This window comes from Mucilaginibacter sp. NFR10 (genome assembly GCF_900100445.1).
GTDB lineage: Bacteria > Bacteroidota > Bacteroidia > Sphingobacteriales > Sphingobacteriaceae > Mucilaginibacter > Mucilaginibacter rubeus.
Genome location: NZ_FMTV01000002.1, coordinates 314,333 through 330,101, shown reverse-complemented (window position 1 = coordinate 330,101; position 15,769 = coordinate 314,333). Strand labels below are relative to the sequence as shown.

Genomic DNA, 15,769 nt, shown 5'->3' with positions numbered 1-15,769 from the left:
AAAACGCGATAGTGACCACGTTAAGCGCCAACTTTTTGTAAAGCTGCTTTCACAATTTAATGCTTTAATTGCAAGTTAAAAATACTGGGCAAAACTTGGTTTTAAAGTGACATAAGACAATAATCGACGAAAATTGTTTTTTCTTCTGAACTAAAATTGTCATCCAAATGTCATGAAGTGTAAAATACTTCACAACTATACGTGTCACAAATACACATAACTTTACACGTTTAAACAGCAGAATCAGCATTTTTGAACTATTTAAGCTTTTAGTCTATATCTTTAGGAAAAAATCAACGGTAATTTTTAATATAAGACCACGTTTCGAGGGCTTAATTAAAAATTATAACATGCAAAAAACAAAATCTTTAAAAAAAATGACTTTTGGCAGTTTGGCACTGAGCGCAATTATCCTCATCGGAAGTTGCTCCAAAAATGCAGACCAACCAGTAACCGTTCCAATTAATGATTTAAACGCCAGCAAAAGCCTGGCAACAACAGCCCCCACCGTCTACACGATGGCCACATCTTCAATCCGGTTAGATCAAGGTTACGCTTACAAATTCAGCCCCGTTCAGGTAAGCGGCGATTCAAACACGCAGCCAACAGCGTCAACACTCCAACTTTATGAAAATGGTGTTGCGTTAGGTCCGGCTCATTCTGTTCACAGTGACATCAGAAACCTTGGTAAAGGGCGTTACAGTCACTGGGATACCGGATTGTATTTCTCAACTTCCGACAATAGCAGCCCTCTGACAAACGGAAGAAAGTACACTTACACCCTTACCGGTACAACAACTACTACCACCACAACCGCTCCGGCTACAAGTACTTCAACAACAACCGCATCGGGCTCCGTTTTGAGTACAGTATTAACCGGTTACGCTGCTGTTAACGGTACAACAACCGGTGGTAAAGGCGGTACCACGGTAACTGTAAACACACTGGCTGCGTTCAAATCTGCGGTGTCAGGCAATTCGCCCAAGATTGTGTATGTTTCCGGAACAATTAGCGGATCAGGCGTAACTCCTGTGTATGTTGGTTCAAATACCACCATCATCGGTAAAACCGGCGCCGTTTTATCAAGCCTTAACCTTTACCTGTTCACTGTAAGCAATATCATTATCCAAAACGTTACGTTTAGAAACTACGTAACCGAATGCGGTGTTTACGTTAAATTCCAGTCGAACCACGTTTGGATTGACCATTGCGATTTTGCAACAGACCGCAGCCATGGCTGGGATTACTGGGGTAAAGATATCGGCGTTGCCGAAGGCTCTGACTACGTAACCATTTCATGGAACAAATTCCATGACACCTACTTGTCATTGCTTATTGGCTCGGTAACAAGCGATGCTGTTACAGCCAACACCGGCAAACTACACGTTACATTGCACCACAACTACTGGTACAATGTGTCTGAAAGGGAGCCAACTTTGGTATTCGGTACTATCCACATGTACAATAACTACCACTTAAACAACGATGGTTATTCCATCGGTGCAAGATACGGTGGTACAGTAAGGACAGATAATGAATATTTCTCAGGCTGCAGAAAGCCACTTACTACTAACTTAGATGGCGACCCTGTAGGTTACTTCAGCGGTATATCAACCAACATTTATTCTAATTGCGGTGCTAACGACATCACCTCATCTTTATCAAGTTGGGTGCCGTCATACGCTTACAGCACGTTGCTTGATGCTGCTGCAAACGTTCCGGCAGTGGTAACAGCAGGTGCCGGCGTTAAAACAGTTAATTAATTAAATTATTCATCCCCATGCTAAGTGAAAGGCCGCTTTATGAATTATCATAAAAGCGGCCTTTCACTTTTTATTGATCCCAGCTACGATACAATAATCAATTTTCACGCAGGGGCTCCTGGTTTTTACTGAAGTATTGAACGTTAGCCGCAGGGCTTAATCTTTTTTTCATAAAAGCCACAATGGTATCGGTATACAGGTCGGCTCCTCTGCCGTTTAAATGCGCCCTGTCCGAATAGTATTCCGGGTTTTTAAAATATGCATCGTTGGTAAAATCGTGAAAAACAACCTTGTTACTGTTACAAGTACTTTTCAATTTTAAATAGGAATTCTGTTGGGTATCATCGTTATACCTCGGCGATACAAATACAAACAATTGAATTTTTTGCCGCTTACATTCATTTATAAACAAATCCAGCGCATTTACATTATCGGCCGATATGCTGTCTGAATATGGTTTAAGCGATGTATGGGTTGAAACCCGGCTGACGTCCATTTTATTATCTAAAGGATTAAAGCCCATGACAGTGTTTCCTGATGATAAAAAGTAATGCTGAAATATAGAAACCACCTGGCCATTGTAGCGGTATGTTTGAAGATGGCTTTTTATTAGCTCCAGCCGGTCTTTCTTTTCAATCATATTGCCGATAACATCCGATTGTTTTAAATAAGGCAGTAAAATGGAAAGCCTGTTCTTTTCATCTTCCTTTTCACTTAACACATCGCTCGTTACATCTAATACAACAACCTTAGGAACGTGGTGCTGTAATGCCAGTTCAAAAATTGCTGTACTATATAAAAGCCCTTCGCCATCCCGGCCGCCATTAAAACAACTTAGGTGTAAACCATCCTTTATAATCGATGAGTTATAATGATGAGAAGCTCTTGAGCTTCCCAAAACCAACACATCTTCATTTAAATTATACACAACGTGATTAGCGACAGCGTATTCGCCGGAAACCTGGTGTGTAAAAAAATAATAAAGGAACATACCGGCTGCCTGATCAACAGCCACAAAAGCCACAATCATCAATAACAACCTGATAAAAAACTTATTGCTGTTTTCTTTCAACTGCTTCATAATCTAAAACTGAAAGTAAATGAATTGTCCGCCGTCAAAAACGCCAAACAACAGGATTATAAAAACCAACCCTAAATAGGAAGCCATGCGGATCCCCCAATTTTCATTGTGAAGAAACCGTAATGAATGATGGCCGTATTCCTGCTTTATTTCGTAAAAAAACAAGGCGGCTATAGCCATCAAGTCATACAGAAAATAAGAAGGTTCGCCTATGAAAAAGCCGGGTTTATAAATAAAAACACCTTTTAACAAACCCCAGGCCTGCTCTAATGATACAGCCCTGAAAAAGATCCAGCTTATAGTAACCAGGAATATTGTAAAAGATATATTTAAGAAATTGGCAAATACTCCGCTGCCTAACCCTAATTTACTTGCTGTTGCCGTCCTCCACTTCTGCGTTGCCATTCCGCAAATGAGGTAAAACCCGTGTAAAGCGCCCCAAACAATAAATGTCCAATTGGCGCCATGCCACAAACCGCTGATCATAAACACGGCGAATAAATTTAAATACAACCGGCCTTTGCTAACCCGGTTGCCTCCTAAGGGTATATACACATAATCTTTAAACCACGTAGAAAGTGATATATGCCACCTGCTCCAAAACTCGCTTATGCTTTTTGCAAAATAAGGTTGTTTAAAATTTTCCATCAGTTTAAAGCCCATCACCCTGGCACTGCCTATCGCAATATCCGAGTAGCCCGAAAAGTCGCAATAAATCTGGACTGCAAAAAACAATGAAGCAAGCACAATTGTGGCCGAGCCGTGTTCAGGATAATTGTTAAAAACAGTTTTTACATATATAGATAACCTGTCGGCAACAACAACCTTTTTAAAAAAACCGATCAGCATTCGTTTTAACCCTTCAGAAACATCCAAGGCATTAAAATGATGTTCGGTTTTAAATTGTGGTAACAGGTTTTGAGGACGTTCAATTGGGCCTGCAACTAATTGCGGATAAAACATCACGTATAAAGCATAAATACCGAAATGCCGTTCGGCCTTTTGATGGCCCCGGTAAACTTCAATAGTATAGCTCATGGCCTGAAAAGTGTGAAATGACAAACCTATGGGAAGCAGGATCTGTAAAAACGGAATCGGGTTAGTGTACCCCATCCAGTATAGCAATCCCGATAAATTGGCATTAAAAAAATTGAAATACTTAAATACCGCCAGTACGCCAATATTTGCCGTAAGACTTAATATTAACAAAAGCTTCTTCTTCTTAGGGGCATTAACTTTTTCCAGGTAAATGCCCGCGGTATAGTCGATAATTATTGTAAAAAACAGAATGAGGATATAAATGGCTTTAAAGAACATATAAAAATAGCAACTTGCTATAAGAAGCAGCAGCCACCTAAATTTATGGGGCACCAGAAAATATAAAGCCGTTACCACAGGAAAAAACAGCAGAAAAGTAAATGAGTTAAATATCATCGCCAGGTTCTTTTTGGTTAATTAAACCTAACTGAAAATAAAATGATATAAAATAGCGGCACTGCGATCGTAAATCATTCTGTAAAATCAGGCAACAAACTTCACAGCCAAAATCTGATCAGCACATAGCAAGTTCAGGAATACATGCACTGTAACCCCAAAGTGAATTGATTCTCCAACCATTTGATAAAAAATCTTTAACCGGCTTATCATATAACACAACAACTAAAATGTAAAGCGATTTATATCCTTTTACAGTTTAAACGTGTAAAATGGCGTCAGATTTACAATTTACGGGCAATTGAACTTAGCTCATACTTTATTGATAGTCAATTAAATAATTTTACTCACCAAGTAACAAATAAACTTAATTTATCATTTAAAGACCTAAAACTATGTGCGGAATTGTTGGTTACATCGGATCAAGAGATGCGTGGCCCGTTGTGTTGAACGGCCTCAAACGATTAGAATATCGTGGTTATGATAGCGCCGGTATTGCTATCATAAATAATGTAGGCTTCAATGTGTATAAAAAAACCGGAAAAGTGGCGTGTCTTGAGGCTCACACAGCAGATAAAGACAAAAGCGGGCATGTTGCAATAGGACATACCCGGTGGGCCACACATGGCGCCCCATCTGATGCAAATTCGCATCCGCATAGCTCAAACGATAACCGCCTGCACATTATCCATAACGGGATCATCGAAAATTACCTGATCCTTAAAGAAGAACTACTTGCCCGTGGGCATACCTTTAAAAGTGAAACAGATACAGAAATCCTGATCCACTTAATTGAGGAAATTCAAAATATCGAACAAACTGATTTACTGGAAGCTGTTCGATTGGCTTTAAATACAGTGATAGGTGCTTACGCTATAGTTATCCTGGACCGGGAAAACCCCGATCAGCTGATTGCCGCCCGAAAAGGCAGTCCATTGGTTATTGGTGTTGGCCATGGCGAGTATTTTATTGCATCAGACGCCACTCCTATTATCGAGTACACCAAAAACGTAGTGTATTTAAAAGATAACGAAATAGTACAGGTTAAACCCAGTGGGCTTTTAATAAAGAAGCTTGACAATGTTGTTCAAACCCCATTGATCCAGGAGTTAGAATTAAAACTTGAATCGTTAGAAAAAGGCGGCTTTGAGCACTTTATGATGAAGGAAATCTTTGAGCAGCCGCGTTCTATAAGGGATTGCATGCGTGGTCGCATCTTTCCGCTTGAAGGCAAGGTTGAGTTAGGTGGCATTAAACAATATACCGACAAGCTTAAAAATGCCGAGCGGATAATTATTATTGCCTGCGGTACCTCGTGGCATGCCGGCCTAACAGGCGAATACCTTATTGAAGAATACGGACGCATTAAGGTAGAAGTTGAATATGCTTCCGAATTCAGGTATCGTAACCCCATAATTACTGATAAGGATATTGTAATGGCGGTATCCCAATCGGGAGAAACTGCCGATACATTAGCCGCCATTGAAATAGCTAAAGAACGGGGTGCAACTATCCTGGGGATCTGCAATGTTGTTGGCGCTTCAATTCCGCGCGTAACTGATGCAGGGGTTTACACCCATGCCGGCCCGGAAATAGGCGTTGCCTCGACAAAAGCCTTTACAGCGCAGGTTACTGTTTTAACTTTAATTGCTTTATATATTGCGCAGCACAAAGGTACTTTAACACCAGGCAGGCTCACCAATTTATTAACGGAGCTTGATACCATACCCGATAAAATACAAACGCTGCTGCAGGATAATGAATTGATTGAAGACATTGCCTGCAAAATAAAGAATGCCCCTAACTGCCTGTTCTTAGGGCGTGGTTTCGGTTTCCCGGTTGCTTTGGAAGGGGCTTTAAAACTGAAGGAGATCTCCTATATCCATGCCGAAGGTTATCCCGCCGCCGAAATGAAGCACGGGCCAATTGCGTTAATTGACGAGCAGATGCCGGTGATCTTCATCGCCACAAAAAACTCATCGTATGAAAAAGTGATCAGCAATATACAGGAGGTTAAAGCCCGGAAAGGAATAGTAATAGCTATTGTTACCCGTGGTGATGTTAAAGTGAAAAACATGGCCGATTACTGCATTGAAATACCCGATGCCGACGAAGCCTTTTTACCACTGCTGGCCACTATCCCGCTACAACTTCTCTCCTATCATATAGCCGTAAAACGGGGCTGTAATGTTGATCAGCCCCGTAATCTGGCTAAATCGGTTACAGTAGAATAATTTGGAATAATTAACCAACAAACTCCATAAAAAAAGCAGGCTCAGGCCTGCTTTTTTTATGTGCTGTTATTTCTGGGTGTAACCACTATTATATGAACGTGTAGCCCCAAATTCCCAACTCAGACACTTTTTTCTCATCCCTTTACACATGCCTGCATTACTGGTTTACATGTTCTGTAAAGACTAAGATACAGGTTTACAAAAAAACGGCAATCGACTAAAACCGTATACTATCGATGCCCAAATAGATAAATTTGACTAACCAAATAAACCAGTTCAAAATAGTTCCCTAAACTCTCTTAAACTATTGATGATGAAAAAAATTAATATATACTGTTTCATTACAACATTGCTATTGATAACCGGATGTGCCGGAAGTCGGGATCTTGTTTACTTCAGCAACATGGCAAATACAGGTGCAGCAAATAACAATACAAGCGGAACAGTAGTCATTCATCAGAAAGACATTTTAAATGTAACTGTTACCAGCTTAAATCCCGAATCGAATATGTTATTCAACGGTAACAAAAATGTAGGCTTAAACAATCAATCAACCCGCGGCGGATATAAAGTAAACGAAAATGGATTTGTGAATTTACCGCTTATAGGTGACTATAAAATTGAAGGGCAAACCATTGAGGAAGCACAGACTGAAATAGCTAAAAAGCTATCGGCTTTTGTTAAAAGCCCGGTAGTTGACATCCAACTCCTAAATTTTAAAATAAGCGTGATAGGCGAGGTTAACAAACCATCAACATTTATAATAACTGATGAAAATGTAAACTTACTTGAAGCATTAGGTATGGCAGGGGATATGACAGTTTATGGACGCAGGGAAAATGTATTGGTGATCCGCACAGAAAACGGACGCAGAACAATGAACCGCCTTAACCTTAATAAAGTTGAATCAATGGATTCGCCTTACTTCAACCTTAAACAAAATGATATTGTTTATGTGGAGCCCGACAAATCAAAGGCGGTTGAGTATAGCCAAAGCACACGCTTAGCACCAATAGTAGTAGCCTCAATTTCGGCATTGGCCGTATTGGCGGCAGTACTGTTAAGAAGATAAAATACAGTTTTAAAGATACCTAAGAATAGCTGACATGGATAATAATTTTATTTTAAAAGAACCTTTGCCGGGCAACAAGTTCAGGAACAACATTAAGCCTTATTTAAATGGCTGGTATTTATTCCTGATAAGCATGGTTATCTGTTTTGGCGCAGCCTGGACATACCTTAACTATGTTACCCCGCTGTATAAAATAACAAGTACACTGCAAATCCCTGACGATAAAAAAGGCGATGGTATTTTAAAAGCTACTGCTTTCAGTGACCTGAACATGTTTCAGGAAACTAAAACCGTGGATAATGAAATGGAGGTATTACGATCAAAAGATTTGATTTATAGCGTATTCAAAAAACTTAACCTGGAAACTTCCTATTTTGATGAAAGCGGCTTTAAAGTAAAAGAACTGTATGGTAATGAGCGGCCTTTCACCGTTACTGTAAAGAGAATAGGGAAAACCGGCTATTTGAAAAAACTATATATCCAGCCATATTCACAAAGTAAGTTTTTGTTAAAAGAGGAAACCAAAACATGGATTTACAGCTATAACCAACTGATTAATCATAAGGATTATTCCTTTAAAGTAGAAAAAGGGCCGGCCCTTGCAGATAATGACACGCCGATACTGATCCAGTTTAAAAACCTTACCGGGCTGGCAGCAGCTTACAGCGCCGGATCATTACAGGTTAACCCTGTAGTTAAAGAATCAAACACCTTAACCTTAAGCCTGGTTGATGCTGTGCCCGAAAGAGGGATTGATATTTTGAACAACATCATATCTACCTATAACGCCGAAAACGTTGTTAAGAAAAACGTTACAGCCGTAAACACCATATTATTCATTGATAAACGATTACATGATTTAGAACGGGACCTGTCATACACCGAAGGTGACATTGAAACTTTCAAGCAAAGGAATGGAGCTGCAGAGATCAATGCAAGCACACAGGTAAATCTGACAAAATCTGCAGAATATAATCAACTGCTTGAAGAATCAAATACTCAGTTGGGTATTGTGAATTCCATTGAAGCATATTTAAAAAACTCGGCTAACCAATACGATGCTGTACCCAGTACCATGGGATTGAAGGATCCGGCGTTAAATACACTGGTTAGCCGTTTCAACGACCTGCAGTTGGAAAGGAACCGCATGCTGGGCAGCGCAAACCCTGCCAACCCTCTTATTGAAAACCTGAGCAACCAGATAGCCAGCCTTCGTGTAAATATCATGGAAAACCTCAGTAATATTAAAAAAGGCTTCTCAATCAGCCACAAATTGCTCAGCCAAAATTCTGCCCAGTATGACTCCCGCATCCGCTCGGTTCCGTCGCTTGAACGGGGGCTTTTACAGCGGAGCCGTGAACAGGGGGTAAAAACTAATTTATACCAATACTTGTTGCAAAAAAGAGAAGAAACGGCGTTGTCGTTATCAGCTACAATTCCTTCATCGCAATTGATTGATAAACCTGCCGCTAATCCGATAGCTGAATTTCCTAAGCAACAGCTCACCTATTTATTCGCTATTATAGCCGGGTTATTTATGCCGGGAATTTACATCTTCCTGAAAGATAAATTTAGCCTGAAAATCAGGAATCAATCAAGCCTGCTGAATATAAAAGGCGTAAAGATCCTGGGCGAATTATGCCATAATAATGAAGGTCAGAGCCCTGTAGTTATATCTAACGGCAGTAATACCAACATTTCAGAACTGTTCAGGTATATCAGGAGCAATATTGGCTTCCTGAACCAGGGAACACAGCACAAAACCATGCTTGTTACATCGTCTATGAAAGGCGAAGGCAAAACCTTTTTCAGCATCAACCTGGGCTTAACGCTTGCCATGCTCAATAAACGGGTATTAATTATGGAGTTTGACCTGCGCAAGCCCGATTTGCTTAAAAACATCAACATGGAGCAAACCAAGGGCATTACAGATTTTTTAATGGGTGATACCAATTCACCGGCCGAATGCATCCAGGCTTATAATGAATCAGATAACCTTTTTGTAATGGGAAGCGGCAGTAAAGCAATTAACCCCGCCGAGCTATTGTCAGATAAACGGCTTGACCTGCTTTTTAACTGGTGCAAAACTGAGTTTGATTATATCGTACTTGACACATCGCCTGTTGGTGCCGTTGCCGACGCTTTTAGCCTGGCGAAATACGCCGAGTTGAGTATTTATATCGTACGGTATAATTATACCAATACCGAGCAATTAAGTATCCTCAGAGATATTTATGATAATGATAAACTAAATAACCTTATGGTAGTGTTTAACGATGCGAAAAAAGAAAACCGGGAGGCCTATGCCTATGGTGGTTATGGATACGCATCTGCATATGGCAGTTGATAGCTATCATTTTTACAATAGCATAAGGTTAATGCTAATACGTGTTATAAACTTTTAGTTAGACTGTTTATTTGACCGCCGCTGTTCCATGTGACTGGATCGGCGGAGCCGTAAGCAACATAAGTTGCAATTGTTATGAACCAATAACCGGGTAAAACCGGAGAACTATATAAGCCGTTAGCTTGCTTTTTTACTGCCTGACCAGTGTGACTGGATTGGCGAAGCCGCAGAGAGACTGAGACACCTGTTATATTTTATAGTAAACGGGAAAAACCGGCGAATATTATAAACCATTAGTTCGATTATTTTTTATTAACCGCCTAACCATGTGACTGGATTGGCGGAGCCACAGCCAGCACAGGCTGCGTCCGTAATAAATCAGATAACCAGGTTAGTAATTTTCAATTACTATTTTTTAAAACCATCATCACTTGCGCCATGTGAGTGAGTTGGCGAAGCTATAATAAGCCCTTATTAATTCCCCTATCCAACTTTATTCATTTTATGGAAACCCAATTAAGAACACCGCAATTTCGCATGACAAATTATCATGAAAAAAAATGGCTTGTTATTTACACCAAGCCCCGATGGGAAAAAAAGGTGGACAAGCTTTTAAAGCAAAATGGCATTGAATGCTATTGCCCGGTCAGAGATGTAGTAAGCCAATGGTCTGACAGGAAAAAGGAGATCAGTGTTCCTCTGTTTAGCTCCTACGTATTTGTTCATGTCGATGCTTATGAGCAGTCAAGGGCGCTTTACGTAATGGGGGCGTTAGGCTTTGTTTACTATATGGGTAAACCTGCTGTAGTGAGGGACAACGTAATAGACGAGATCAGGACAAATCTTGTACGCTACAAAGACATGGAAATTGTGAGCCTTAACAACCTCAGTGTTGGTGATACAGTTAAAATAAAAGATGGCGCTCTTGTAAATCAAATGGGTAAGGTGTTGCAGATACAGGGTAAAAATGTATTAATGATTTTTGAAACCATCAATTGCGCTTTGGTAACACGTGTTTCAATCCAAAACTTATCAGTTCATAACATCAGCAGAAATCATGAAAATTGAGAATTACCAACCTAAATTAGGCATTATCGGTCTTGGTTATGTAGGCTTGCCCCTGGCCGTTGAATTTGCAAAAAAATACAAAGTTATTGGCTATGACATTAATGTAGATCGCATTAATGAGCTCAAATCGGGCATTGATCACACCTTAGAGATCGACCCCGATCAATTAAATGCTGTAATTACCCCTGTTTGTACAACCGCAACCGGTTTATACGTTACTGATGAAATTGAAAAACTACAGCAATGTTCCATATTCATTGTAACTGTGCCAACCCCTGTTGATAAAAATAACCGGCCTGATCTCTCACCGTTAATAAACGCCAGCAGGGTTGTAGGCAAAGTGTTAAAAAAGAATGATATCGTGGTTTACGAATCAACCGTATATCCTGGGGTAACAGAAGATGAATGTATGCCTATTTTAGAAAAAGTATCGGGGCTTACCTATAATGTTGATTTTTTTGCGGGCTACTCGCCTGAAAGGATCAATCCCGGAGATAAATTACATACCGTTTCAAAAATCCGCAAAATTACATCAGGCTCTACTCCGGAAACAGCCGAAACTGTAGATAAGCTTTACCAATCAATTATTACAGCCGGCACATTTAAAGCGCATTCGATAAAAGTAGCTGAGGCTGCTAAGGTAATTGAAAATGCGCAACGCGATATAAATATTGCATTTGTGAACGAGCTGGCCATGATCTTTAATAAACTGGGTATCGATACCCATAAAGTATTGGAGGCGGCGGGCACTAAATGGAACTTTCTGAATTTTCGCCCGGGCCTTGTTGGCGGCCACTGTATCGGGGTTGACCCATATTATCTTGCACAAAAGGCCCAGGAAGCAGGGTATCACCCTGAAATTATTTTGGCTGGCCGGCGTATCAATGACTCTATGGGTGCATATGTTGCCGATCAGTTTATTAAACAGATGATTTGTCGCGGTACTTCAATAACAGATAGTGAGGTGCTGATACTTGGTTTCACATTTAAAGAAAACTGCCCCGACGTAAGGAATACCCGTGTGATAGACATTGTTAAACGGTTGAAGGAGTATAAAGTAAAAGTGCATATCCATGATCCCTGGGCCAACGCGGCACATGCCAAAAAAGAGTATGGCATCATCTGCGAAAACGGCGAATCAAAAACCCGTACCTATGACGGGGTTTTACTTGCTGTTGCCCACGAAGAGTTTAAAGAAATGAATGTAAAAGCGCTTTGCAAACCCAATGCAGTATTGTATGATTTGAAGGCATTTTTACCAGAAAACGTTGTTAACGCCCGGCTTTAAAAATTTATGACCTACAAACAAAGAGCCGTGTCCGGCATAGTATGGGCGCTGTGGCAGCAATTAAGTTCAAAGGTGGTGAGCTTTGGCATATCCATTTTTCTGGCACGGATCCTGGAGCCGTCACAATTTGGTTTGATAGCTATGCTGTATCTTTTTATATCGATAGGCAATAGCCTTTTGGACGGCGGCCTTACAGCCTCGCTGATCCGAACCACCAATGCAGATCAGCGCGATTATTCAACCGTTTTCTATTTTAATATCATTGGCAGCAGCATTCTTTACCTGATACTTTTTATAACTGCGCCGCTCATCGCCGCTTTTTATCACCAGCCACTGTTAACCTCTGTTGTGCGCGTTTACACCTTAATTTTAATTATAAACGCGTTTTTTGGGGTACAAAGCACCTTACTGGTCAAGGATCTGAAGTTTAAAAAACAAACCAACATTCAAGTCCCGTCGGCCATTGGCGGCGGAATATTGGGTATCATACTTGCAAAATTAGGATACGGAGTTTGGAGCCTGGTTTGGATGGGCTTATGCACATCTTTTTTATCAACGGCCATACATTGGATCACTTCAAGCTGGCGACCGGCACTGATATTTGATAAGGCTTGTTTTAAAAAACATATCCATTTCGGCTACAAAATGACATTATCAGGTTTAATTGATACCGTTTATCAAAACATTTACCTGATAATCATAGGTAAGTTCTTTTCGGCAACCCAGCTTGGCTACTACAGCCGGGCCGATTCGATAAGCCAATTACCGATAAGTAATATTTCAGCAGCTATAAATAAAGTTACTTACCCAATGTTCGCAGAGATCTCAAACGACCCAATACAACTAAAAAATGTATATAAACGGCTTATGCAGCAGGTAGTATTCTGGAACGCACCGGCACTTATATTGCTCAGCGTTATTGCCAGGCCTTTGTTTCACATTTTGTTGACCGACAAATGGCTGCCAGCCGTTCCGTTTTTCCAGTTGCTATGCATAGGTGGCATCATGTACCCGCTTCATTCATACAACTTAAATGTTTTGAAAGTAATGGGGCAAAGCGCATTATTTTTAAAGTTAGAGGTTATTAAAAAGGTTTTAAGTGTAGTCGGCATCCTGCTCTTTATTCCCTTCGGGATTTATGGGTTATTATACTTTCAGTTACTTTTTAACATAATAGCCTACTACATCAATTCCATTTACAGCGGGCGCTTAATTGACTACCCGGTTACCGAACAGGTGAAAGATATTTTGCCAACAGTAACGTTGGCCGGAAGTATCGGCCTCTGCTGTTATTTTCTTGACAAGTTGCTGATCAATGATTTTTTCATCCCGACTATGCAAATTGGCATATTACTCATAGTATTCATTGCGGTTTATTATGGTGCCAGTTTATTAATTAAGCTCTCCGCTATTAAAGATTTTAACCAATTAATCCTAAAAAGATGATTCCAGTAACCAAACCATTTCTCCCTGCCGAAAAGGAGTTCAGAGCCTATGTTAAAAGTATCTGGGAAAGGCAATGGCTCACCAACAACGGCCCCCTTGTGAACACGCTCGAATTAAAGTTAAAACAATACCTGGGCGTTAGTCATATGCTGTTTGTTACAAACGGTACAATAGCTTTGCAACTGGCCATCAAAGCCCTTAACTTAAGCGGAGAAATTATCACAACGCCATTTTCATTTGTTGCTACTACAAGCACTATTGTATGGCAGGGTTGCGAACCTGTATTTGTGGATATCGACCCTGAGACGCTGAATATTGATCCGGCTAAAATAGAAGCAGCCATCACACCCAACACATCGGCTATACTGGCAACACACGTATTTGGTAACCCATGCGATATAACAGCCATACAGGCTATTGCTGATAAACATAACCTTAAGGTGATCTATGATGCCGCGCATTGCTTCGGTACTTTTTATAAAAACCGCTCCGTATTTGAATATGGCGACATCAGTGTAACCAGCTTTCACTCAACCAAATTATATCACACTATCGAAGGCGGCGCTGTATTTACCCAGGATCCGGAGTTATTAAAAACCATGGCACTGATGCGCAACTTCGGATATTCAGGTGTTGACACTTTTTCTGAAGAAGGTATCAACGCAAAAAACAGCGAGTTTCATGCAGCAATGGGTTTATGCAACCTGCGCCATGTTGACGAAATACTTAAAAAAAGAAAGTATTTGTATGAGCAATATCTGCAGCGCCTGGAAAACCTGGATGTTCAGTTTCAAAAACTTGAAAACGAACAGGATTACAATTATGCATATTTCCCCGTCGTTTTTCAAACAGAGGCCCTTATGCATCAAAGTAAAGCAAAATTAGAGTTGGCACAGATTTATTGCAGGAGGTATTTTTACCCCTCACTGTCATCATTGCCATACGTAAAAAGCCAACCAATGCCTGTTTGCGATTCCATAGCGTCACGGGTGGTTTGTCTTCCTTTATATCATACGCTGTCGCTGTCAGATCTCGACCTTATTTGCAGGTTGTTGCTCCGCGCACAAAACTTCGACAACAACTTTAAACCGAAACATTTTGGCACACTGGTGACAGATAAAATTGAATCTGAAATAAATGTAAGGGCAGCGAATGTAAATGGAACGGTATGAATGATGAAGAAATAATGGTAAGTGTTCTTTGTATTACTTACAACCATGAAAAATTCATTTCCGAGGCTATCCGAAGCTTCTTGATGCAGAAAACCAACTTTAAGTTTGAGATCATTATTGGCGACGATTGCTCGACAGATAAAACCCAGTCAATAATTAAATTTTACTCAGAAACCTATCCCGGCAGGATCAAGCTTATAGCCTCCCCTACCAACTTAGGCACGCATAAAAATTTAATTAATTGTGTTACACAGTGCAGGGGCAGGTACATAGCTCTTTGCGAGGGCGACGACTACTGGATAAATGAATATAAACTGCAAAAGCAGGTTGATTTTTTAGAAAACAATGCCGACTTCGTTATTTGCTGCCATTACCACAAAGTGATAAACGTTAATAACAAAACACTTTACGTACATCCTAACCCCACACCGCTAATACATACATATGCCGATTTGCTGGCGGGGAAACAGGAAGAAACAAAAACGGCAACAGTTGTTTATCGCAATATTCCCGAAACTCATCAGTTGTTCGCTGCCCCCTGGTTTTTTGAATGTTTTGCCGGCGATAAAATGTTTAAGCTATGGGCCACCCAGCATACCGGCGGTAAAATTTATGTAATACCCGAGGTAATGAGCTGTTACCGCAATCATGAAGGAGGTGTGTGGAGCATGATCAACGCCAAAGCACGCATGGAAATGGTTATAAGTGATTTCAATTTAATCATCAAGAACTTCACATACTCCGCGATCGCTAAAAAAAGACTTTTGCTGCTTTACATAAAACGCTATCTGCTTTTTGAATTACAAAACAAGCGGTTTCGTAAAGCTTACGATACGGTAAAATACCTGCTATAACTGCCCAGCG

At 40.4% G+C, this 15,769-nt stretch carries 11 protein-coding genes; 9 read left to right on the top strand and 2 right to left on the bottom strand.

Annotation, left to right across the window (positions count from 1 at the left end):
• Positions 1-350 precede the first annotated feature (350 nt).
• Positions 351-1,763 (top strand): pectate lyase family protein, encoded by a 1,413-nt coding sequence (locus BLP33_RS09295; protein WP_090526827.1) that lies wholly within the window; start codon positions 351-353, stop codon positions 1,761-1,763.
• 97 nt (positions 1,764-1,860) lie between these two features.
• On the opposite strand, the gene BLP33_RS09290 is transcribed toward BLP33_RS09295, so the two are convergent.
• Positions 1,861-2,844 (bottom strand): hypothetical protein, encoded by a 984-nt coding sequence (locus BLP33_RS09290; protein ID WP_090526825.1) that lies wholly within the window; start codon positions 2,842-2,844, stop codon positions 1,861-1,863.
• A 3-nt stretch (positions 2,845-2,847) separates the two neighbouring features.
• Complete coding sequence (locus BLP33_RS09285; protein ID WP_090526823.1) at positions 2,848-4,278, bottom strand: MBOAT family O-acyltransferase; 1,431 nt, start codon at positions 4,276-4,278, stop codon at positions 2,848-2,850.
• A gap of 395 nt (positions 4,279-4,673) precedes the next feature.
• Here BLP33_RS09285 and glmS point away from each other — a divergent pair, with 395 nt between their 5' ends.
• The 8 genes from glmS (at position 4,674) to BLP33_RS09245 (ending at position 15,759) form a co-directional block, all read left to right on the top strand.
• Positions 4,674-6,512, top strand: coding sequence for a glutamine--fructose-6-phosphate transaminase (isomerizing) (glmS, locus tag BLP33_RS09280; RefSeq protein WP_090526820.1), 1,839 nt, complete (start codon positions 4,674-4,676; stop codon positions 6,510-6,512).
• Positions 6,513-6,915: 403 nt separating this feature from the next.
• Entirely contained in the window at positions 6,916-7,584 is a 669-nt protein-coding gene (locus BLP33_RS09275) for a polysaccharide biosynthesis/export family protein (protein WP_229701566.1), read from the top strand.
• Between the two features lie 34 nt (positions 7,585-7,618).
• The gene (locus BLP33_RS09270) at positions 7,619-9,931 is read left to right on the top strand and encodes a GumC family protein (protein WP_090526817.1); all 2,313 of its coding nucleotides are present in this window, start codon (positions 7,619-7,621) and stop codon (positions 9,929-9,931) included.
• Positions 9,932-10,435: 504 nt separating this feature from the next.
• Entirely contained in the window at positions 10,436-10,999 is a 564-nt protein-coding gene (locus tag BLP33_RS09265) for a UpxY family transcription antiterminator (RefSeq protein WP_243770798.1), read from the top strand.
• Positions 10,989-12,287 (top strand): nucleotide sugar dehydrogenase, encoded by a 1,299-nt coding sequence (locus BLP33_RS09260; RefSeq protein ID WP_090526815.1) that lies wholly within the window; start codon positions 10,989-10,991, stop codon positions 12,285-12,287. Before BLP33_RS09265 ends, BLP33_RS09260 begins: the two co-directional genes overlap by 11 nt.
• A gap of 6 nt (positions 12,288-12,293) precedes the next feature.
• Positions 12,294-13,733, top strand: a complete 1,440-nt coding sequence (locus BLP33_RS09255) for a lipopolysaccharide biosynthesis protein (protein ID WP_090526813.1) — start codon at positions 12,294-12,296, stop codon at positions 13,731-13,733.
• On the top strand, positions 13,730-14,905 hold the full coding sequence (locus BLP33_RS09250; protein WP_090526811.1) for a DegT/DnrJ/EryC1/StrS family aminotransferase: 1,176 nt from the start codon (positions 13,730-13,732) through the stop codon (positions 14,903-14,905). The genes BLP33_RS09255 and BLP33_RS09250 overlap by 4 nt, the downstream gene beginning before the upstream one ends.
• The gene (locus tag BLP33_RS09245) at positions 14,902-15,759 is read left to right on the top strand and encodes a glycosyltransferase family 2 protein (RefSeq protein ID WP_090526810.1); all 858 of its coding nucleotides are present in this window, start codon (positions 14,902-14,904) and stop codon (positions 15,757-15,759) included. Before BLP33_RS09250 ends, BLP33_RS09245 begins: the two co-directional genes overlap by 4 nt.
• Positions 15,760-15,769 lie beyond the last annotated feature (10 nt).

Excerpts from the sequence above, each read along its gene's own strand:
- BLP33_RS09255 (WP_090526813.1), top strand. The coding sequence starts at position 12,294 with ATGACCTACAAACAAAGAGCCGTGTCCGGCATAGTATGGGCGCTGTGG.
- BLP33_RS09290 (WP_090526825.1), bottom strand. The coding sequence starts at position 2,844 with ATGAAGCAGTTGAAAGAAAACAGCAATAAGTTTTTTATCAGGTTGTTA.
- BLP33_RS09245 (WP_090526810.1), top strand. The coding sequence starts at position 14,902 with ATGAATGATGAAGAAATAATGGTAAGTGTTCTTTGTATTACTTACAAC.
- BLP33_RS09270 (WP_090526817.1), top strand. The coding sequence starts at position 7,619 with ATGGATAATAATTTTATTTTAAAAGAACCTTTGCCGGGCAACAAGTTC.
- glmS (WP_090526820.1), top strand. The coding sequence starts at position 4,674 with ATGTGCGGAATTGTTGGTTACATCGGATCAAGAGATGCGTGGCCCGTT.
- BLP33_RS09295 (WP_090526827.1), top strand. The coding sequence starts at position 351 with ATGCAAAAAACAAAATCTTTAAAAAAAATGACTTTTGGCAGTTTGGCA.
- BLP33_RS09265 (WP_243770798.1), top strand. The coding sequence starts at position 10,436 with ATGGAAACCCAATTAAGAACACCGCAATTTCGCATGACAAATTATCAT.
- BLP33_RS09250 (WP_090526811.1), top strand. The coding sequence starts at position 13,730 with ATGATTCCAGTAACCAAACCATTTCTCCCTGCCGAAAAGGAGTTCAGA.
- BLP33_RS09275 (WP_229701566.1), top strand. The coding sequence starts at position 6,916 with ATGGCAAATACAGGTGCAGCAAATAACAATACAAGCGGAACAGTAGTC.
- BLP33_RS09260 (WP_090526815.1), top strand. The coding sequence starts at position 10,989 with ATGAAAATTGAGAATTACCAACCTAAATTAGGCATTATCGGTCTTGGT.
- BLP33_RS09285 (WP_090526823.1), bottom strand. The coding sequence starts at position 4,278 with ATGATATTTAACTCATTTACTTTTCTGCTGTTTTTTCCTGTGGTAACG.